The sequence below is a fragment of the Micromonospora sp. CP22 genome, assembly GCF_009712475.1.
Taxonomy (GTDB): Bacteria; Actinomycetota; Actinomycetes; order Mycobacteriales; family Micromonosporaceae; genus Micromonospora.
Window position 1 is genome coordinate 20,190 of the sequence record NZ_VCJO01000015.1, and the last position, 19,384, is coordinate 39,573.

At 70.0% G+C, this 19,384-nt stretch carries 24 protein-coding genes; 17 read left to right on the plus strand and 7 right to left on the minus strand.

Going from position 1 to position 19,384, the window contains the following annotated elements; translation table 11 throughout:
- The first annotated feature begins 3 nt into the window (after window positions 1–3).
- The 3 genes from FF096_RS20970 (at window position 4) to FF096_RS20980 (ending at window position 1,846) form a co-directional block, all read left to right on the plus strand.
- On the plus strand, window positions 4–1,110 hold the full coding sequence (locus tag FF096_RS20970; RefSeq protein WP_155221114.1) for a 3-deoxy-7-phosphoheptulonate synthase: 1,107 nt from the start codon (window positions 4–6) through the stop codon (window positions 1,108–1,110).
- Window positions 1,111–1,329: 219 nt separating this feature from the next.
- Window positions 1,330–1,611 (plus strand): hypothetical protein, encoded by a 282-nt coding sequence (locus tag FF096_RS20975; protein ID WP_375335369.1) that lies wholly within the window; start codon window positions 1,330–1,332, stop codon window positions 1,609–1,611.
- A 37-nt stretch (window positions 1,612–1,648) separates the two neighbouring features.
- Window positions 1,649–1,846 carry a hypothetical protein gene (locus tag FF096_RS20980; RefSeq protein ID WP_155221116.1) on the plus strand — a complete coding sequence of 66 codons (198 nt, stop codon included), beginning with the start codon at window positions 1,649–1,651 and terminating at the stop codon, window positions 1,844–1,846.
- Window positions 1,847–1,908: 62 nt separating this feature from the next.
- Here FF096_RS20980 and FF096_RS20985 read toward each other — a convergent pair whose 3' ends face one another.
- The 3 genes from FF096_RS20985 to FF096_RS20995 are packed head-to-tail and all read right to left on the minus strand — an operon-like array spanning window position 1,909 to window position 3,150.
- Window positions 1,909–2,445, minus strand: a complete 537-nt coding sequence (locus FF096_RS20985; protein WP_309223691.1) for a DUF1360 domain-containing protein — start codon at window positions 2,443–2,445, stop codon at window positions 1,909–1,911.
- A 58-nt stretch (window positions 2,446–2,503) separates the two neighbouring features.
- Window positions 2,504–2,827, minus strand: coding sequence for a hypothetical protein (locus FF096_RS20990; RefSeq protein ID WP_155221118.1), 324 nt, complete (start codon window positions 2,825–2,827; stop codon window positions 2,504–2,506).
- Window positions 2,827–3,150: a DUF6158 family protein gene (locus FF096_RS20995; protein WP_155221120.1), complete on the minus strand. Its 324-nt coding sequence runs from the start codon at window positions 3,148–3,150 to the stop codon at window positions 2,827–2,829. Before FF096_RS20995 ends, FF096_RS20990 begins: the two co-directional genes overlap by 1 nt.
- A gap of 121 nt (window positions 3,151–3,271) precedes the next feature.
- Here FF096_RS20995 and FF096_RS21000 point away from each other — a divergent pair, with 121 nt between their 5' ends.
- Both FF096_RS21000 and FF096_RS21005 read left to right on the plus strand, forming a co-directional pair.
- Window positions 3,272–3,712: a hypothetical protein gene (locus FF096_RS21000; protein WP_155221122.1), complete on the plus strand. Its 441-nt coding sequence runs from the start codon at window positions 3,272–3,274 to the stop codon at window positions 3,710–3,712.
- Window positions 3,713–3,738: 26 nt separating this feature from the next.
- Entirely contained in the window at window positions 3,739–4,074 is a 336-nt protein-coding gene (locus FF096_RS21005; protein WP_309223692.1) for a DUF3817 domain-containing protein, read from the plus strand.
- 19 nt (window positions 4,075–4,093) lie between these two features.
- Here FF096_RS21005 and FF096_RS21010 read toward each other — a convergent pair whose 3' ends face one another.
- Window positions 4,094–4,621 (minus strand): DUF6232 family protein, encoded by a 528-nt coding sequence (locus FF096_RS21010; RefSeq protein WP_309223693.1) that lies wholly within the window; start codon window positions 4,619–4,621, stop codon window positions 4,094–4,096.
- A 456-nt stretch (window positions 4,622–5,077) separates the two neighbouring features.
- Here FF096_RS21010 and FF096_RS21015 point away from each other — a divergent pair, with 456 nt between their 5' ends.
- Window positions 5,078–6,049, plus strand: coding sequence for a C40 family peptidase (locus tag FF096_RS21015; protein ID WP_155221124.1), 972 nt, complete (start codon window positions 5,078–5,080; stop codon window positions 6,047–6,049).
- Between the two features lie 85 nt (window positions 6,050–6,134).
- Here the strand turns inward: FF096_RS21015 and FF096_RS21020 are convergent, their stop codons facing one another.
- Window positions 6,135–7,124: an RNA polymerase sigma factor RpoD/SigA gene (locus FF096_RS21020; protein ID WP_196222600.1), complete on the minus strand. Its 990-nt coding sequence runs from the start codon at window positions 7,122–7,124 to the stop codon at window positions 6,135–6,137.
- A 545-nt stretch (window positions 7,125–7,669) separates the two neighbouring features.
- Window positions 7,670–8,584, minus strand: coding sequence for a MurR/RpiR family transcriptional regulator (locus tag FF096_RS21025; protein ID WP_309223694.1), 915 nt, complete (start codon window positions 8,582–8,584; stop codon window positions 7,670–7,672).
- 169 nt (window positions 8,585–8,753) lie between these two features.
- Here FF096_RS21025 and FF096_RS21030 point away from each other — a divergent pair, with 169 nt between their 5' ends.
- Window positions 8,754–9,449 (plus strand): SDR family NAD(P)-dependent oxidoreductase, encoded by a 696-nt coding sequence (locus FF096_RS21030; RefSeq protein WP_155221128.1) that lies wholly within the window; start codon window positions 8,754–8,756, stop codon window positions 9,447–9,449.
- Here FF096_RS21030 and FF096_RS21035 read toward each other — a convergent pair.
- Window positions 9,434–10,135, minus strand: a complete 702-nt coding sequence (locus FF096_RS21035; protein WP_309223695.1) for a thymidylate kinase — start codon at window positions 10,133–10,135, stop codon at window positions 9,434–9,436. The genes FF096_RS21030 and FF096_RS21035 overlap by 16 nt on opposite strands.
- Before the next feature lie 130 nt (window positions 10,136–10,265).
- Between FF096_RS21035 and FF096_RS21040 the strand changes: the two genes are divergently transcribed.
- The 10 genes from FF096_RS21040 (at window position 10,266) to FF096_RS21080 (ending at window position 19,357) form a co-directional block, all read left to right on the plus strand.
- On the plus strand, window positions 10,266–10,883 hold the full coding sequence (locus FF096_RS21040; RefSeq protein ID WP_309223696.1) for a nucleotidyltransferase: 618 nt from the start codon (window positions 10,266–10,268) through the stop codon (window positions 10,881–10,883).
- The gene (locus FF096_RS21045; protein WP_309223697.1) at window positions 10,880–11,155 is read left to right on the plus strand and encodes a hypothetical protein; all 276 of its coding nucleotides are present in this window, start codon (window positions 10,880–10,882) and stop codon (window positions 11,153–11,155) included. Before FF096_RS21040 ends, FF096_RS21045 begins: the two co-directional genes overlap by 4 nt.
- 9 nt (window positions 11,156–11,164) lie before the next feature.
- Window positions 11,165–11,941: a metallophosphoesterase gene (locus tag FF096_RS21050; protein WP_155221131.1), complete on the plus strand. Its 777-nt coding sequence runs from the start codon at window positions 11,165–11,167 to the stop codon at window positions 11,939–11,941.
- Window positions 11,932–12,075 (plus strand): GPGG-motif small membrane protein, encoded by a 144-nt coding sequence (locus tag FF096_RS26395; RefSeq protein WP_007464364.1) that lies wholly within the window; start codon window positions 11,932–11,934, stop codon window positions 12,073–12,075. The genes FF096_RS21050 and FF096_RS26395 overlap by 10 nt, the downstream gene beginning before the upstream one ends.
- Before the next feature lie 179 nt (window positions 12,076–12,254).
- Window positions 12,255–12,749: a TspO/MBR family protein gene (locus tag FF096_RS21055; RefSeq protein ID WP_155221133.1), complete on the plus strand. Its 495-nt coding sequence runs from the start codon at window positions 12,255–12,257 to the stop codon at window positions 12,747–12,749.
- 365 nt (window positions 12,750–13,114) lie between these two features.
- Window positions 13,115–14,464: an ABC transporter substrate-binding protein gene (locus FF096_RS21060; protein WP_155221135.1), complete on the plus strand. Its 1,350-nt coding sequence runs from the start codon at window positions 13,115–13,117 to the stop codon at window positions 14,462–14,464.
- Window positions 14,465–14,533: 69 nt separating this feature from the next.
- Window positions 14,534–15,586: a carbohydrate ABC transporter permease gene (locus FF096_RS21065; RefSeq protein ID WP_155221137.1), complete on the plus strand. Its 1,053-nt coding sequence runs from the start codon at window positions 14,534–14,536 to the stop codon at window positions 15,584–15,586.
- 1 nt (window position 15,587) lies between these two features.
- Window positions 15,588–16,553: a carbohydrate ABC transporter permease gene (locus tag FF096_RS21070; RefSeq protein ID WP_155221139.1), complete on the plus strand. Its 966-nt coding sequence runs from the start codon at window positions 15,588–15,590 to the stop codon at window positions 16,551–16,553.
- 62 nt (window positions 16,554–16,615) lie between these two features.
- Window positions 16,616–17,650, plus strand: coding sequence for a LacI family DNA-binding transcriptional regulator (locus tag FF096_RS21075; RefSeq protein ID WP_309223698.1), 1,035 nt, complete (start codon window positions 16,616–16,618; stop codon window positions 17,648–17,650).
- A 60-nt stretch (window positions 17,651–17,710) separates the two neighbouring features.
- The gene (locus tag FF096_RS21080) at window positions 17,711–19,357 is read left to right on the plus strand and encodes an alpha-amylase family glycosyl hydrolase (RefSeq protein ID WP_155221141.1); all 1,647 of its coding nucleotides are present in this window, start codon (window positions 17,711–17,713) and stop codon (window positions 19,355–19,357) included.
- Window positions 19,358–19,384: the final 27 nt, after the last annotated feature.

Consider the following 19,384-nt stretch of genomic DNA (forward strand, 5'->3'; position numbering starts at 1 on the left):
AGGATGCCTACCGTGACGACCCCGGAGGACCACCGGGTCATCGACCAGCGGATCGACCGTGTCGTACCGCTGACCACCCCGGCCCTGCTGCACCACGAGTTGCCCCTGGACGACGCCCTGACCACGGCCGTGCTGACCGGCCGCCGGGCGGTCGGTCAGGTGCTCGACCGGGCCGACGACCGGCTGCTGGTGGTGGTCGGCCCGTGCTCGGTCCACGACCCCGCCGCCGCCCTCGACTACGCCCACCGGCTTCGGGCAGCGGCCGAGCGGGTGGCCGACGACCTGCTCGTCGTGATGCGGGTCTACTTCGAGAAGCCGCGTTCCACGGTGGGTTGGAAGGGCCTGATCAACGATCCTGGGCTGGACGGCTCCGGGGACGTCAACACGGGTCTGCGGCGGGCTCGGGCGCTGCTGCTCGACGTGCTGCGGCTCGGTCTCCCGGTGGGCTGCGAGTTCCTCGACCCGATCACCCCGCAGTACATCGCGGACACCGTCGCGTGGGGCGCGATCGGGGCACGGACGGTGGAGAGCCAGGTGCACCGCCAGCTCGCCTCCGGGCTGTCCATGCCGATCGGCATGAAGAACCGCCCGGACGGCAGCATCGCCACCGCTGTCGACGCGATCCGGGCCGCCGGGGTGCCGCACGTCTTCCCCGGCATCGACGTCTCCGGCACCCCGGCGATCATGCACACGCGCGGTAACGCGGACGGGCATCTGGTGCTGCGCGGTGGCGGCGGTCGGCCGAACTACGACGCGGCGTCGGTGGCCGGCGCGTTGGACCTGCTCCGCGCCGCCGGGTTGCCGGAGCGGCTGGTGGTGGACGCCAGTCACGCCAACAGCGGCAAGGACCACCGCAACCAGCCCGGGGTGGCCGCCGACGTCGCCGCGCAGATCGCCGCCGGCCAGCGGGGCATCGTGGGGATCATGCTGGAGAGCTTCCTGGTGCCCGGGCGCCAGGACCTCGACCCCACCCGCGAACTCACCTACGGTCAGTCGGTCACCGACGCCTGCATCGGCTGGGACACCACCGAGGAGGTGCTCACCGACCTGGCCACCGCCGTACGCGCCCGCCGGGCCGTCGCTCCCCTGGCCACCCCCACCTCCGCCTAGTCACGCCTGACCCGAGTCGACCGAGAGGTCGTCGCCACCGCAGAGCGCTCTGGGTGCGACGACCTCTCGGTCGCCCGCGAGGTGGCGGGAGGGTGGGTGTTTTGGGGGGTGGGAGGGGGGTAGGTCACGGAGGTGAACGACGACGTACCCGTGACCGAGGCGCCCACGGTGCCCACGACGCAGGCCCAGCTGCCGGAAGCCACCCTGGCTGACGTGCCCGTGGTCGACACCGCCGCGCTCGATCCACCGACCACCGACCTGCCCGCGACGGCTATCGAGTTCGGTGACGAGGTGGAGATCGAGGAGGTGGACACCCGTCCGCTCGACGAACTGCTCGACGACCTCTACCACGGTCAGGAGCGGATCAGCCAGGTGGACATCTACCGCCGCGCGGTCGCCGCGGAACTGCCGGCGCAGTTGCTGTCCCGGCTCAACGCACTGCCGCAGGGCGAGTACGCGGTCGACGAGGTGACCGACCTGCTGGGCGGCTCGGCGGGCTGACCAGTCGGTCGATGCCGGTGACGAGGAGAGGAACACCATGACGCAGCGCGAGGAAGATCAGCACCCCCGTACGCCCGCGCTCGGCCAGCCACCCGAGGGCACCGACACCCTGCCCGAGCCCGACTTCGCCAACGAACACGACCGCACCGCTGTGGACCGGGACATCGTCACCGGTGAGGACGAGGAGGAGCGGGAGCCGGAGTCGCCGCGCGGCTGGTCCGGCATGCAGCGCTGACCACGGTACGTCGACGAGGCCGGCCCACAGGTGGGGTCGGCCTCGTCATCGCTTGTAACCGGTCAGTCCTCCTCCCTGCCACCACCCTCGGCCGCCTGTTGGGCCACCGCGTACCCCATTTGCAGGAAGTCTGAGGCCGCCACGGCGGTCAGCGCGGTGGCGACGAGGCGGGTCAGTCGCGGCGCGAGCACCAGCCCGCCGGTGAGCCCGGTGGCCACCCACACGGCCAGGCAGAACGGGCAGCTGAGCAGCTCGCCGATGGCGTGGCGGGTGGAGCTGCCCGAGTCGCGTACCTGTTCCATCACCTCGCCACTGCCGATGGGCCGGTCGTACCGGGTGAAGGGGGCCCGCAACGGGCTGGTCACCGCGTCCTTGGACAGCAGGCGACTCAGCTTGTGGGTGGCGACGGCGAGCAGCACCACATCCGACGTGGCGGGTCGCTCGGGCACGGTTCGACCTGTCGCCTTCACCAGGCCGGCGATCGCACCGGTCACACCGGCGTAGGTGCCCATCGCCGCCAGGTAGCCGCCGAGTGGGCGATGCTCGTGCGGCGCGTACGCCTTGCGTAGTCGCGCCACTTTCTGTCTCAGGTTGCTCACCCGGCCTCCTCGGGGGTCACGTTGGATGTCGCCGACGTCGACGGCGGGTTCCGACCGGTCAGCCGGCCTGGAGGTTGTCGGCCACCGTGCGGGCGAGGCTGTGCAGCGCCTCGTCGGCGAGCCGGTCGATGTCCTCGCCACCGCCGCGGAGTTCGAGGCGGAGCCGGGAGCCGCCCGTGTCGACCGACTCGACCTGGAGATCGGCCGACCAGTCGGTGTCGCGGGCCGCCCAGCGGGCCCGCAGTCGCCCGGCGTCGTCCTCCCGGGCCGGGTCACCCGAGAGCAGTGGCTCGGGCAGCCAGGAGGAGATCCGGTTGGGGTCGGTGGCGGTGTTGAACACGACCTCCGGGGGCGCGGAGACCCCCCGCTCCGCGTACCCCATCACGCGTCCCGCAGCCGACTCGGGTCGACCTCACGCCCCGGGTGCCGGGCGAGGTACTCGGTCTCCAGCTCGGCGGTACGCCGCAGGTGGTTGGCGAGCGCCGAGTCGGTCGCGTGGCGGAGGGTGTCCAGGCGGGTGCGGTGCAGACTCTGCATCTCCCGGATGAGATCCTCCTCCCCCAGCTCCGCCGGGTCGATACCGAGCAGGTCGGCGTCCGACGCGGGGGCAGCCGTCCGGTCGTCGCCCCACTCGGGGATCCGCTGCTCGGGGCTCACCTCCGTACCGCCGGCAGGAAATGGGTCCTGTGGTCCCGATGCCGTCATCTCGCCCCCTCATCCGTCGTGGGCTGGCGTCTGTACGGTTGCCCGCACCGGGTGTGGCCAAACCAGAAGGTGCTACGACACCGCGTCGGAGACCACGGCCGACCCCGGTACCCTCGGTGGCATGAAGCGGCTCTGGACCCCGGCGTGGATCGCACGCCACGTGGCCATGGTCGTGCTGGTGACCACCTTTCTCGGGCTCGGCTGGTGGCAGGTCAGCCGGGCCGCCGCGGGTAACGCCATCAGCTGGGGTTACGCCGTCGAATGGCCGATCTTCGCGGGTTTCGTGGTCTTCGTCTGGTGGCGTGAGGTACGCCATGCGCTACGGGCGGCCCCCGCCCCCGCACCGGGCGGAGAGGTGACCGCGCCGGCATCCGACGATCACCGCGCCGCGTCCGGCGAGGACGGTACGGAGCGCCCACGGGCCGGCATCCGACGTCCGGTACGGGTCACCCGGGTCTCCGACGGTCCGGGCGAGGACGATGCCGACCTCGCCGCCTACAACCGCTACCTGTCATGGTTGAACGCCAACCCGGGCGCGAAGCCCGGCGACTATCCCGGCTGAGCCGGCCCCGGAAGGACTGACGAGACGTGCGCGCTGCCCTCACCCGCTACCGAGTGATCGCCTGGGTCGTCGGCGTGGTGCTCATCCTGCTGGTCGTGATCGGCATGCCGCTGAAGTACGGCTTCGACAACCCGGTCGTGGTGGAGACCGTGGGCCAGGCACACGGCTTCCTCTACATGGTGTACCTGGTGGCCGCGTTCGACCTTTCCCGGCGGGCCGACTGGCCGCTCAAGCGGATGATCCTGGTGATGTTGGCCGGCACCGTGCCGTTCGTCTCCTTCTGGGCGGAGCGACGGGTGAGCGCGCTGGTCACCGCCGAGCAGCGGGAACGCGAGGCGGCGCCGGAACCGATCGCCGGGTAGTTGCGCGCGACGGCGATCGTCACCGTCGTGGTCGCCACGGTTCGGCACTGGCCAGCGGGTCCTCCCAGCCGCCGTAGCTGTTCATCTCACGGGCCCGGCGCAGGGCCCGGCTCACCTGCCCGAACTGGCGCTCGTCGTCGCTGCTGAACAGCAGCTCGTCGGCCCCCGCCCGGCGGCCCCACAGCTCGTACGCGGGCGGACGCCAGCGGTCGCCCGCCGCCGCGAGCAGCACCGGCACCAGGAAGACAGCCCCGAGCAGGAGGTACGCCCCGGCGGTGAGCCGTTGCAGCCCTCCGGTGAAGCCCAGTAGCAGTCCCACCCCACCGATCACCACCGTCGACACCAGCACGGCCCGAGTGGCCATCCGGTCGTGCGGCCCCCGGCTGCTGTGCAGATGGGTCAGCTCGGCAACGCGCCAACTGCTGCGGCCGACGGTGAACCGGTCGGCGGTGACGATGATCCCCGGCCGGGCGTAGAGCAGCCTCGGCGCTCTGCCGGTGTCTCGGGGGGTCCGGGGCGGTCGTACTGTCGCGCCATCAGGATTCACGACGCCTCCTCCCACGGCTGGTGGCACCGGGTCGGTTCCCGTCGGGCTGGGCGTGGACGCCGGTTGACGGGATTCCCGGCCGCGCGATTCATTGTGGGCCGTCGACGCCACTGCGGCTTGAACGTTTCCGATGGTCAGGGGCCTGTCCGGAGCTGCCCGGCGCCGGAGAGAGTGCGTCAAGTCCGGTTTGTCGGTCAAAACGCCCCGCCATCCGGCGTCATATGCCGAGAGCGACCAGTCCGACATATCGCTGATGCCGTGCTTATCCGGCCCAGCCGCTGCGGGTTGTGCCACAGCACCCCCATTGGTCTCGGCTTTCTCTGCGGATGACTCCCGTCCCGTACTAGGTTGGGCTGGTCGGCTCGGCCGGCCGCTGCCCACCCGGGCAGCACCGGGCCGTCGCCGTCGCGGAGCCTCAGCCGCCCGCGCCGGCCCCGGAGAGGAGCATTCGAGCTCTTGTCGTCCCTGACGCACACGCTGCGCGCCCTGACGGTCGCCGCCTGCGCACTGGCACTACTCGTGCCGGCGACGATGGTCCGGGCCGAACCTTCACCCGCCGAACTGACCCGGCGGATCGAGAAGGCCTCCGTCGAGTTGGAACGCGTGGTGGAGGCCCACAACGAACTGCGGGAGAAGATCAAGGACAACCGCGCCGCCGTGAAGCGGTTGCAGGAGCGGCTCGGCCCGTTGGAGCAGCAGGCCGAGCAGAGCCGGGCGGATGTCGGCGAGCTGGCCGCGACGGCGTACAAGACCGGCAATCTCGGCACCGTCGACGCGCTGCTGCACGGTGGTGACTCGACCTCGGTGCTGGACCGGCTCGGCACGCTGGACCACCTGACCCGGCAGCGGCAGACCACCATCGCCAGTTTCAACGCCGACCAGCGGCGCCTGCTCGACGAGAAGACCCGGCTGGACGTGACGCTCAGCCAGCAGGCGGCGCAGTCGCGCGAGCTGTCCTCGGCGAAGAAGCGGATCGAACGCGATCTCGCCAAGCTCTACGAGATGCGGCGGCAGGCGTACGGGCGGGCGACCGAGCAGCCGACGAACCGACCCAACAGCGCGCAGGACGCCCCCGCCGTCTCCGGACAGGCCGGCGTCGCCGTCCGGTACGCCTACGGTGCGCTGGGCAAGCCGTACGCCTGGGGTCAGGACGGTCCGGGCAGTTACGACTGCTCCGGGCTGACCTCGGCGGCCTGGCGGGCGGCCGGTCGGTCCCTGCCGCACAACACCCGGCGGCAGTGGGGTGTGGTGGCGCACATCAGCCGCAGCGAGCTGCGCCCCGGCGACCTCGTCTTCTACCGCAGCCTCGGCCACGTGGCCATCTACGTCGGCGACGGGCAGGTCATCCACGCACCGACCTTCGGCCGCAACGTGGAGAAGCGATCCGTGGATCTCATGTCACCGTACGGATATGGGAGGGTGCGCTGAGTCGCGCCTCAGCGTGGGTCGCACCCGGCGACAGACAGGCAACGGCCGGCGTCCTTACCGGACGCCGGCCGTTGACCGTCAGTACTCAGGCCGCTTGCAGGCCCTCCGCGCGGGCCAGCTCCCGCAGCCGGCCCAGCGCCTGGATCTCCAGCTGCCGGATCCGCTCCCGGGACAGGGAGAACCGCGACGCCACCTCGGTCAGCGAGTGCTCCCGACCGTCCTCCAGCCCGTACCGGGCCCGCATGATGCCGGCCGAACGGTCGTCGAGGTGGTTGAGCAGCCCTTCGATCCGCTGCCGCTCCAACCCGGTGAGGACGATCTCCTCGGGCGACGGTGCGTCACTGTCGGCGACCAGGTCGCCCAGGTTGGTGTCACCGTCGTCACCGACCGGTGTGTCCAACGACACGGTGTCCTGCGACCAGCGAACCAGCTCGTTGACCCGCTCGACGGTCACCCCCAGGGCCGTGGCGATCTGCTCCGGCTCCGGGTCGCCGCCCAGCTCACGGGTGAGCTGCCGGGCCACGTTGCGCATCCGGTTGACGTCCTCCACCAGGTGCACCGGCAACCGCACGGTGCGCTCCTGCTGGGCGATCGCCCGGCTGATCGCCTGGCGGATCCACCACGTCGCATAGGTCGAGAACTTGTATCCACGCTCGTAGTCGAACTTCTCGACCGCCCGGACCAGGCCGGTGTTGCCCTCCTGGATGAGGTCCAGCATGGGCATGCCGGAACGGACGTAACGTCGGGCGATCGACACGACCAGTCGCAGGTTCGCCCTGATGAACAGGTCCTTGGCCCGCTCACCGTCGGCGATCAGCCGCTCCAGTTCCTCCCGGGTGACGCCCTCGGGGACGCGGTCCTCGCCGAGCAGGTGCTCGGCGTACAGCCCGGCCTCGATGGCCTTGGAGAGGTCGACCTCCATGGCGGCGTCAAGCAGCGGCGTCCGGGAGATCTCGTGCAGGTAGACTCCGACCAGGTCGCGCTCCTCGGCGACCTCGTCAGTACGCATTCCGATGTTCTTGTCCACGGTGCCCACGGTCCCCTCGCTCGCGCCGGTTGCCCGGTTCCTTGCCATCCCCACGCCCATCAGCTCCCCCGTAACCTCCGCTGTGCCCATCGGTGCTGGCATCTACACAACAGATGAGACGTGTCGGGGATTCCATGTCGTGGGTCGAAAGTGTCACGAATGCCTGATAATCCGCTGAGAACAGCGTCCACGTTTGCTGTCAGCACCCTGCCTGGCTGACGTCGGCGGGCACCCGTGAGGTCGACGGATCGACGGATCGCCGTCCGTCCCGGTCCATGGCAGCACTGCCTGGCCGACGGGTGCAGCGACCCGGGTCACCGCCGTGCTGCGATCCTGGTCACTGCCTGATACGCGTACGTGGACCGCTCGGTTCATCCACGCTGGTGGTATTACCCCACGCTCTGGTGAACAATCCGCACCCCGGATCTATGCCCGGCGTCGTCGGCGCGGCCTGCCGGTCCGTCACGTCCGCCAGCGGCGGGGCGGCCGGGACACCTCGATCACCGGTTCGGGTGGGCCCCGCACCCGTGGTCCGGTGTCCACCCGATGACGACGTCAACGTGGCAATCCGCTGGTCGTACGGCTTCGCCCCGTCACACCCGCCGTCGGCCGGAACCCACCCGGTGCGCGCGTACGGCTTCGACGCCCGTCTCCAGGGCCCTGCGGGCCCGGGTTCGGTGACGCGCGGCCACTCCGACGAAGAGACAGTCGACCACGGTGAGCTGCGCCAGTCGGCTGGCCGTCGCGCCGGAACGGTAGGTGGTCTCCCGCGCGGCGGTGGTGAGGACGTGGTCGGCGACCTCGGTGACCGGGGAGCGCGGGAAGTTGGTCAGCACCACGGTAGTGGCCCGCTGGGACCGGGCCTGCTCCAGCACCTCGACCACGTCGGAGGTGGTGCCGCTGTGCGACAGACCGATGGCCACGTCGCCACGGCCGAGCAGGGCCGCCGAGGTCAACGCGGTGTGCACGTCGGGGAAGTAGAAGGCGGTGCGGCCGATCCGGTGCAGCTTCTGCTGGAAGTCCGCGGCGACGAACCCACTCGCGCCGGCACCGTAGATGTCGACCCGGCCGGCACCGGCGATGGCGTCCACCACCTGCTCGCAGACCGCCGGGTCGAGCTGTTCGGCGGTCTCCTCCACGGCTCGTGCGTCGTTGAAGGCGACCGTCGCGATGATCTGGGCCAGGTTCGCGCCGGGCGGGATGTCGCCGCCGGCCACCCGTGCGTCCGGTGGCTCGACGCGCCGGGCGGCCTCGGCGGCGAGGCGGATCCGTAGCTGCGGGTACCCGCCCACCCCTACCGAGCGACAGAACCGGATCACGGTCGCCTCGGAGGTCTCGGCGGCGGCGGCGAGGTCCGTGATGGTGCGACGGGCAGCGTCGGCGGGGTTCGCGACCACCAGCCGGGCGACCCGCTGCTCGGCCGGCGACAACGCCGGAAGCAAGCCGCTGATGTGGACGATCAGCCCGCCGGGCTCGGGATTGTCGGGAACCTTCGGCCTCTTCGCCACCGTTGGACTTACTTTCATGAGTTCGAGGACGCCAATCATGGCGTACGCCGATGCCAGCCGGTCCAGCCTGCCATCGGCGGACCCGGGCCGCCTCCCCCACCGGGCCGGGTCCGTCGGGTCGGGTGGGGCTTGCGCACCCGCCGACCGGCCACCGCACTAACCTCGGTCCATGGCGAATCGCAGTGTGTTGGTGACCGGGGCCACCGGTGGTCTGGGTGGAGCGGTCAGTGCCGCGTTCGTGGCGGCGGGGTGGCGGGTGGTCGCCCCGCAACGCCGGCAACCACAGCCGGTGGGCAGTCCCGACGCCAACGCTCCAGTGCGGATCGTCGCGGACCTGACCGATCCGCAGGACGCCGCCCGGGTGGCCGAGGTGGCGGCCGGTGACCCCGAGGCTCCGCTGCGGGCGGTGGTCAACCTCGTCGGCGGGTACGCCAGCGGCGGGCTGGTGCACGAGACGCCGATCGACGAGTTCGACCGGATGCTCACCCTCAATCTCCGCCCGACCCACCTGGTCACCCGGGCCGCACTGCCGCATCTGGTGGCCGCCGGTGGAGGCGCGGTGGTCTGTGTCGCGGCCCGCGCGGCGGTCGCTCCCTTCCCTGGTGTCGCCGGCTACGTGACCGCCAAGGCCGCCGTGCTCGGTTTCGCCTCCGCCGTGGCCGTGGAGTACAAGGCAGCCGGGATCCGCTGCAACACGGTGCTGCCCAGCGTCATCGACACCCCGACGAACCGCGCCGCGATGCCGGACGCCGATCACTCCCGCTGGGTGGCTCCGGCCGAGATCGCCTCGGTGATCCGCTTCCTCGCGTCGGACGAGTCGGCACCCACCAGCGGCGCGGCCGTACCGGTCTACGGGCGGGCCTGAACCGGGATCAGTTCCATCGGCACGTCGCCCGTCGGCTCGTCTCCGTCCGCCAGCCAGGGGGCCAGGTGTCCACGGATCTGGCGGGCCGTCTCCTCGGCTGGGAGGTCCGCGTTGACCGGCACGAACGTCGGATACTCCGGCAGCGTGCGGTAGGCCAGGTCCGCGGCGGTCAGAAAGGCCAGGGTCTCGTGGTCGGTGCCCCGGCGCTCGATCCGTCGGTACGCCTCGATCGGCTCCACGATCAGCAGGAACGTCACCTGCGGTCGGGGGAAGACCCGGTAGGCAGCTCGGACCAACCGCTCCCAGCGGTGCCCACCGTGCGCGCGGAGGCTGGCGTACTGGCAGGCCGCGTAGCGGTCCATCACGACGATCCGGTCGGTGAACCGGCCGGCGAGCAGGGTCAGCGCGATGGCCAGCCAACGGAGCACGGATTCCACCAGGAGCATGCCGTGGCACCCGAGGAGCCCCTGGGCATCCGACCGGCCGAGTCGGTGCGCGGCCCGACCGAGCCAGCGCCGCCCACCGGCGTTGCGGTGATAGGTGGCCGGGTAGCCGGCCGCGGTGAGCGCCTCGGCCAGCCGGTACGCCTGGGTGGTCTTGCCTGAACCGTCGATACCGATCAGGGCTACGGTGCGGAGCCGCCCCCTGCCACCCGTCGAACGGGGCGCTCCCGTCGGTCTGACCACTTTGGAAAGGCTATCGGACCGGCGCACCTACGAACGAGCAATAAATCCTCTTTTGTCATTTTCATCCCGTTAGCCGCGTCGGGCAGGTGTGGCCGACCGGAATGCCGGGTACCGATCGGGGATCCCACCGGTGGCATCCGATCGAGTCGACAGGAGAGGCGAGATGGCCGAGCGCGACGACGAGACTCTCCTGCACACCCTCAAGAAGGTCGCCGCCGTACTCAAGCAGGCGGAGATCCCGTTCGCCCTGGGTGGCAGCTTCGCCGTCTACGCGCACGGCGGGCACTCCAGCGAACACGACGTCGACTTCCTGATCCGCGAGTCCGACGTGGAAGCCGCACTGGAAGCGCTGGTGAGCAGTGGTTTCACCGCCGAGCGGCCGCCGGAGGACTGGCTGGTCAAGGTTTACGACGGCGGCCGGATGGTGGACCTGATCCACCGCCCGATCGAGACGCCGGTGACCGAGGAGACCTTCGCCGACACGGTCGTGCGGCCGGTCGACGCCATCCACATGCCGGTGCTGTCGGCCACCCAACTGATGGTGCACAAGCTGCTGAGCTTCTCCCAGCACTACTGCGATTTCGCCCGCGGGCTGCCGCTGGCCCGCTCGTTACGGGAGCAGATCGACTGGGAACGGGTACGCAAGGAGACGCAGCACTCGCCGTACGCCGAGTCGTTCCTGGTGCTGCTGGACAGGCTGGACGTCGTGCCGTACGCCGACACCGCCGACGAGAGGGGGAGACAGTGACCGAGCACCGCGACTCCGGTGCCGGGCCGCCCGACGAGTACGTCGAGGCGGAGATCCACCGGCTGCTCACCGAGGATCCGTCCATCGCCGAACAGGGCATCACCGTGGTCCGCACCGAACGCGCCCTCGTGCTGCACGGCGAGGTGGCGAGCGAACACCGGCGGGAGGAGATCCTGCGTCGGGTCGCCGAACGCATCCCGGACGTGCCGATCACCAGTGACATCGGGGTGATCCGGGCGCAGGCACCCACGGAGATCGAGCAACTGCCCTGAGGAGGTTCGATGGTTATCCGGATCGCCGCTGTGGGGGACGTGCATCTGGACGAGGACGTGCTCGGTCGGTTCCGGCCGGCGCTGGAGGAGCTACCCGGCTCCGTCGACGCGCTGCTGCTCGCCGGTGACCTGACCCGGCACGGCACCGAGGCCGAGGCCCGCTGCGTGGCCCGGGAGTTCGGTGACCTGGGCGTACCCGTGATCGCCGTGCTGGGCAACCACGACCACCAGTGCGACCAGGTGCCGCAGGTGGTCGGCGCGCTGGAGGAGGCGGGCATCACCGTGCTGGAGGGCGACGGAGTGGTGCTGGACTGCCCTGCCGGCCGACTCGGCGTCGCCGGGGTGAAGGGTTTCGGTGGCGGCTTCGCCGGCCGGAGCGCCAGCGACTTCGGCGAGCCGGAGATGAAGGCGTTCGTACGCACCACGACCGAGAGCGCCGACCGGTTGGGCGAGGCACTTCGCTCGCTGGACTGCGACGTGCTGGTGGCACTCACCCACTACTCCCCGGTGCCGGACACCCTGGCCGGGGAACCGTTGGAGATCTACCCGTTCCTCGGCTGTTACCAGCTGGGGCAGGCGGTGGACTCGGCGCCGACCGCGCTCGCGCTGCACGGGCATGCCCATCACGGCTCGGAGCGCGGCATCACCCCGGGCGGGGTACGCGTCCGGAATGTGGCCCATCCGGTGATCAAGCAGGCGTACAGCGTCTTCCACCTCGGTGATCACCTTGATCCGGATGAGGTTTCCGGTGTCGCTGCCGGGGGTATTCAGCAACCATGGAGCTGATTCTCTGGATTCTCGCAGTCGTACTGGTGGTCGCCGGCATCCTCGCGCTGTTCCGCCGGCAGATCCTCTGGGGCATCGTCCTCATCGTCGTCGGGCTGCTCGTCGGCCCGGGTGGGGTCAGCATCTTCAATTGACGTCGCGGCGCAGTGCGTCGCTCACCGAACCCGCCGGGGTCGTCGTGTCCGGTACTCCGTCCTCCCGACAGGAGTCACCGGACGCGACGGCCCCGGCGTGCTGTCGTCGGTCGGCCACCACCCGATCGGGCCCCGTTCGCGAGGTTTGCCGACGCCGGTGAGTGGAGAACCACCGATCCATGGGGACAACCGCGGAGCAGACCCGACGCAACGGCACCCGCCAGTGGTGGGCGCTGGCCGGTTTCGCGCTGGCCGTAGTGGCCGTCGCCGTCATCGGCAACCTGGCCGGGGCAGGCGCGAGTGACCAGTACGCGAACATCGACCGGCCCTCGTGGTCGCCGCCTGGCTGGCTCTTCGGCCCGGTCTGGACCGTCCTGTACGTGATGATCGCGGTCGCCGCCTGGCTGGTCTGGCGGCGGGTGGGGTTCGGTGCCGCCCTCGGCGCGTGGGTGGTCCAGCTCGTGCTCAACGCCGCCTGGACGCCCCTTTTCTTCGCCGGTGACCGGTACGGGCTGGCGTTCGCCGAGATCATCCTGCTGTGGCTGGCGATCGGCGTGACAGTGCTGCTGTTCTCCCGGGCGAGCCGCCTGGCGGCGGCGTTGCTCCTGCCCTACTGGGCCTGGGTCACCTTCGCCTCGGCCCTCAACTTCGCGATCTGGCAGCTGAACAGCTGACCCGTCGGCCCACCGCCTGGTCCGCCGAGCGCGGACCGGGCGGTGGGCCCCGCCGCACCGTGAGCAGCGCATGATCCCGCTCGTCAGAGCGGTCGCCGCACCCACCCGGGGCGGCCCGTCGGGACCGTAATTCTTCCTGCCGCATGTCGTGGCCGAGAAAACATCCCCTGATAGACGGGGGTCTCTGCCGTCGATGTAAGCGGCTCCATGGGCGTTTCTCAGATTTCCGGATTGTTACTCGGTCGTGTCCGTCCAAGGGTGGACCGCGCGGGATGCAAGCGCTTACATGTGAAAACGCCCATCGGACCGGCACAAGGTCAACCGGAAGCAAATCCCGGCCTGCGCCGGACAGGAAGGAGGACGGCATGGCGGTCTCTGCCAGGCCACGCCAGGCCCTCGCGATCGTAGGCGCGATCGGACTGGCACTCAGCGCCACCGCTTGCGGCACCGGAAGCAGCAGCAACGGCGGCAGCAGCAACGCCGATTCCGCGGAGTGTGCCCCGTACGAGAAGTACCAGGGCCACGACGGCAAGACGGTCAACATTTACTCGTCGATTCGGGACATCGAGGCCGACCGCCTGGCGGAGTCCTGGAAGCAGTTCGAGGAATGCACCGGCATTAAGATCAACCACGAGGGCAGTGGCGAGTTCGAGGCCCAGCTCCCCGTGCGGGTCGACGGCGGCAACGCTCCCGACCTGGCCTTCATCCCGCAGCCCGGCCTGCTCGCCCGGTTCGCCGAACGCAACCAGCTGAAGCCGGCCAGCGACGAGACCAAGGCCATGGCCGAGCAGAACTACTCGCCCGACTGGCTGAAGTACAGCACCATCAACGGCACCTTCTACGGCGCGCCGCTCGGGTCGAACGTGAAGTCGTTCGTCTGGTACTCGCCGAAGATGTTCCAGGAGAAGGGTTGGACCGTTCCGACCACCTGGGACGACCTGATCAAGCTCAGCGACACCATCGCCGGGACCGACATCAAGCCGTGGTGTGCCGGTATCGAGTCCGGTGAGGCCACCGGCTGGCCGGCCACGGACTGGATCGAAGACCTGATGCTGCGGACGCAGACCCCCGAGGTCTACGACCAGTGGACCACGCACGAGATCCCCTTCAACGACCCCCGGGTCGCGGAGGCGGTGGACCGCGCGGGCACCATCCTGAAGAACGACAAGTACGTCAACGGCGGCTTCGGCGGGGTGCGCAGCATCGCCACCACCTCCTTCCAGGAGGCCGGCGTGCCGATCACGCAGGGCAAGTGCGCGCTGCACCGGCAGGCGTCGTTCTACGCCAACCAGTGGCCTGAGGGCACCCGGGTGGCCGAGGACGGCGACGTCTTCGCCTTCTACTTCCCGGCCATCGACCCGGCCAAGGGCAAGCCGGTGCTGGGTGGCGGCGAGTTCGTGACGGCCTTCACCGACCGTCCCGAGGTCCAGGCGGTGCAGACGTACCTCGCCTCCGGTGAGTACGCCAACAGCCGCGCGAAGATCGGCGACTGGGTGTCCGCGAACAACAAGGTCGACCTGGCCAACGTCGCCAACCCGATCGACAAGCTCTCCGTCGAGATCCTTCAGGACGAGAGCTCGGTCTTCCGGTTCGACGGTTCCGACCTGATGCCCGCCGCCGTCGGCGCCGGGACCTTCTGGAAGGGCATGGTCGACTGGATCAACGGGCGGGACACCGCCACCGTCCTCCAGGGCATCGAGAGCAGCTGGAAGTAGTTCCAGCGGTGGGCCGGTCCGCGTACGCGGACCGGCCCACCGGCTCTACCGAGGACCCGGGGAGGGTTGATGAACTTCGACTTTGCCGAGCAGTCGCCCAAGCTGATGATGCTGCTGTGGGGGTTGGTCGCCTTCGCGGTGGTGGTGGGCGGCCTACTCGTGCTGCTCGACGCGGTGCCGTCCTACTTCGCCCGGCGGCGTGAGGCGCAGTTCGCGGCCGCGACCGCCAGTGGCGCGCCACTGCCTGGGCGGAGCAAGCCCCGCGAGGGGATGTTCGCCACGTTCTTCCTGTTGCCGACAGTGCTACTGCTGATGATCGGCCTGGTCGTACCGGCGATCCGGACCACCCTGCTGTCCTTCATGGACGGCGGCAGTCAGAACTGGGTGGGCCTGGACAACTACCGGTGGATGTTCGCCGAGGACTCGATCGTGCGGGTGTTGGTCAACACCCTGGTCTGGGTCACCCTGGTCCCGCTGGTCGCGACCTCCATCGGCCTGATCTACGCGGTACTCGTCGACAAGGCCCGGCTGGAGGTGGTGGCGAAGTCACTGATCTTCATGCCGATGGCGATCTCGTTCGTCGGTGCCAGCATCATCTGGAAATTCGTGTACGCCTACCGGGGCGAGGACCAGGAACAGATCGGTCTGCTCAACCAGATCGTGGTCAGCCTCGGTGGCGAGCCTCGGCAGTGGCTGCTGGACTCACCGCTGAACACGCTGCTGCTCATCGTGATCATGGTGTGGATCCAGGCCGGTTTCGCGATGGTGGTGCTGTCGGCGGCGATCAAGGCGATTCCGGCCGACATCGTCGAGGCCGCCCGCCTCGACGGCGTGACCCCCTGGCAGATGTTCTGGCAGATCACTCTGCCCAGCATCCGCCCCGCGCTGATCGTGGTGGTGGTCACCATCTCGATCGCCACGCTGAAGGTCTTCGACATCGTCCGCACCTCGACCAACGGCAACTACGACACCAGCGTCATCGCCAACGAGATGTACAACCAGGCGTTCCGGTACGGCCAGAACGGACAGGGCTCCGCGCTGGCGGTCTTCCTCTTCATCCTGGTGATTCCCATCGTGATCTTCCAGATCCGCAACCTGCGTCAACAGCGACGGGAGGGCTGAGATGACCACCACCACTCCCCCGGTCGCCACCGGCGCCCAGGACACCAGCGGAGGGTCCACCGCGGCGGCACGGGTGCGCAAACGACTCAGCACCCACACCGCGACGATGGTCGCCATCGTCATCGCGGTCGTCTGGACCATCCCGACCTTCGGCCTGTTCATCTCCTCGCTCCGGCCGGAGGCCCAGATCAAGACCACCGGCTGGTGGAACTTCTTCCGGGATCCGGAGTTCACCCTCCAGAACTACCAGGATGTGCTGTTCGGGCAGTCCGCCTCGTCCGGTCAGCTCGCCAGCTACTTCATCAACTCGCTGGTGATCACCCTGCCGTCGGTGCTGTTCCCGCTGGCGTTCGCGGCGATGGCCGCGTACGCACTGGCGTGGATCAACTTCCGGGGCCGGGACTGGGTGTACATCGCCATCTTCGCGCTCCAGATCGTGCCCCTGCAGATGGCCCTGGTGCCGCTGCTGAGCTTCTTCTCGCGCGGAGTCAGCCTGGGCGGCGTCACCCTGATGCCGGCCTGGAACCTCGACGGTGCACAGAACTTCGCCCAGGTGTGGTTCGCACACACCTGTTTCGCGTTGCCGTTCGCCGTCTACCTGCTGCACAACTTCATCTCGCAACTGCCCAAGGATCTGATGGAGGCGGCCCGGGTCGACGGGGCCACCCACCCGAAGATCTTCCGCACCATCGTGCTGCCCCTGGTTGCCCCGGCCCTGGCCGCGTTCGGCATCTTCCAGTTCCTCTGGGTCTGGAACGACCTCCTGGTCGGGCTCATCTTCGCCGGCGGCAGCGAGGTCACCGCGCCGCTCACCGTCCGGCTCGCCGAACTCGCCGGCACCCGAGGCAACGAGTGGCAACGGTTGACCGCCGGAGCATTCGTCTCGATCGTCGTACCGCTGATCGTGTTCCTGTCGTTGCAGCGCTACTTCGTTCGTGGGCTGCTGGCCGGCAGCGTCAAGGGCTGATCGGCCCGTGGTGCCGCCGCCTGCGGGCGGCGGCACCACACGGGACGTGAGCGGGGTCTGACGTGACGAAGATCGACGATGTAGCCCGACTGGCCGGTGTCTCCACGGCCACCGTCTCCCGGGCGCTGCGCGGGCTGCCGACGGTGTCGGCGGCGACCCGGCGTCGGGTGCTCGACGCCGCCGAGCAGTTGCAGTACGCGGTGTCACCGAGCGCGTCACGCCTGGCCGGTGGCCGGACCGGCTCCGTGGCGGTGGTGGTCCCCCGGATCACCCGGTGGTTCTTCGGCGTGGTCGTCGAGGCCGCCGAGGACTTCTTCCACCGGGCCGGGTACGACCTGCTGCTGCACAACCTGGGTGGGCGCGAGCAGAACCGCCAGCGGGTGCTGCACGCCGCCCACCTGCACAAACGGGTGGACGCCATCATGTTGGTCGCCACCCCGCTGCGGGCCACCGACGTGACCGCGCTGGCGGCGCTGGACCTGCCCGGTGTCACCATCAGCTCCGGGACCACCGTGCCCGGCTGGCCCTGCGTACGCATCGACGACGTGGCGGCGGCGCGCACCGCCACCCGGCACCTGCTGGATCTCGGGCATCGCCGGATCGCGCACATCTCCGGTGACCCCGACGACGAACTCGCCTTCAGCGCCCACCTGGACCGCCGTCGGGGCTATCAGGAGGCGTTGCGTGTGGCCGGGTTGCGGCCGGACCCGAGCCTCGACGTGGAGTCCAGTTTCGACATTCCCGGCGGCACCCGGGCCACCGAGGAACTGCTGCGTCGCGGTGATCCGCCGACGGCCATCTTCGCCGCCTGCGACGAGATGGCGATGGGTGCGTTGACCGCGCTGCGCGACGCCGGACTGCGGGTGCCCCAGGACGTCAGCGTGATCGGTATCGACGACCACGCGCTCTCCGGCGTACTGGGGTTGAGCACCGTCGCCCAACCGGCCGTGGAGCAGGGCCGGCTGGCCGCGCAACTGCTGCTCGACCTGCTCTGCGGCCGGACCACCGATGCCGACCTGGTCAAACCGGACGCGTCGGTGATCCTGGACACTCGGTTGGTCGTGCGTGATTCGACCGCACCCGCGCGGGCACACTGAACGGCAGCCAGCACGCCGTCCCCGACCCCGGTCGGTACGGCTCGACCATGGGAGTACGCCCTGAACCACGACGCGACGCACCAGACCCCACCGACCGGTTGGTGGACGGAGGCGGTGATCTACCAGATCTACCCCCGCTCGTTCGCCGACTCGGATGGTGACGGCATCGGCGACCTGCCCGGGATCACCGCCCGCCTCGGTCACCTGGCCCAGTTGGGTGTCGACGCGGTCTGGCTGTCGCCGTTCTATCCGTCACCGCAGGCCGACGCCGGCTACGACGTGGCCGACTACCGGGACGTCGAACCGCTGTTCGGCACCCTCGCCGACGCCGACGAACTGATCGCGAAGGCCCACGCCAACGGGCTGCGGGTGATCGTCGACCTGGTGCCGAACCACACCTCGTCGGCCCACGCCTGGTTCCAGGCCGCCCTGGCCGCCGCCCCGGGCAGCGCCGAGCGGGATCGTTACATCTTCCGCCCGGGCCGCGGGCCGGACGGGACCGAGCCGCCCAACGACTGGCAGAGCGTCTTCGGTGGCCCGGCCTGGACCCGGATCGACGACGGCCAGTGGTATCTGCACCTGTTCGACAACGCCCAGCCCGATCTGAACTGGGACAATCCCGAGGTCCGCGCCGAGTTCCTGGACGTGCTGCGATTCTGGCTGGACCGTGGCGTGGACGGCTTCCGGGTCGACGTGGCGCACGGTCTGGTCAAGCAGGCCGACCTGGCCGACTGGCAGGAACCGCAGGAGATCCTCTCCGGGCAGGAGGCGGACAAGCCCCGCCCGCCGATGTGGGACCAGGACGGGGTGCACGAGATCTACCGCGAATGGCGGCGGTTGCTCGACGGCTACCCCGGTGAACGGATCCTGGTCGCCGAGGCGTGGGTGGAGCCGGCGGAGCGGCTGGCCCGCTACGTACGCCCCGACGAGATGCACCAGGCGTTCAACTTCGAATACCTGCTCGCCTCCTGGACGGCACCCGCCCAGTACGCGGTGATCACGCGCTCGCTGGAGGCCACCGACGCGGTCGGCGCACCCACCACCTGGGTGCTCTCCAACCATGACGTGGTGCGGCACGCCAGCCGGCTCGGGCTGCCGGTCGGTACGCCCCGACCCAACGGCATCGGCGTCGGCGACGAGCAGCCCGACGCCGCCACCGGCCTGCGCCGAGCCCGGGCGGCCACCCTGCTGATGCTGGCCCTGCCCGGTTCCGCCTACCTCTACCAGGGCGAGGAACTCGGGTTGCCGGAGCACACCACCCTGCCCGACGAGGCCCGGCAGGACCCGACCTGGGAACGCAGCGGGCACACCCAGCGGGGTCGTGACGGGTGTCGGGTGCCGATCCCGTGGGAGGCCGACTCGCCCTCGTACGGCTTCGGGCCGACCGATGCGAGCTGGCTGCCTCAGCCGCCGACCTGGGCCGAGTACGCGCTGGACCGTCAGCGTGGGGTGCCCGGCTCGACGTACGAGATGTACCGGGAGGCGCTGCGGCTACGCCGCGCGTACGGACTCGGCCGGGGCACCCTGCAATGGCTCTCCTCCGCCGACGAGGTGCTGACCTTCCGCAACGGCGACCTGGTCGTGTTCACCAACTTCGGCCCCACCGCCGTCCCCCCGCCCGCCGGCGAACTGCTCCACACCAGCACCCCCCTACCCGACGATGCCTCCGTCCCCCCCGACACCACCATCTGGCTACGGGCAGCGTAAGGAAGGGCACCTTCTTAACGTCTGGTG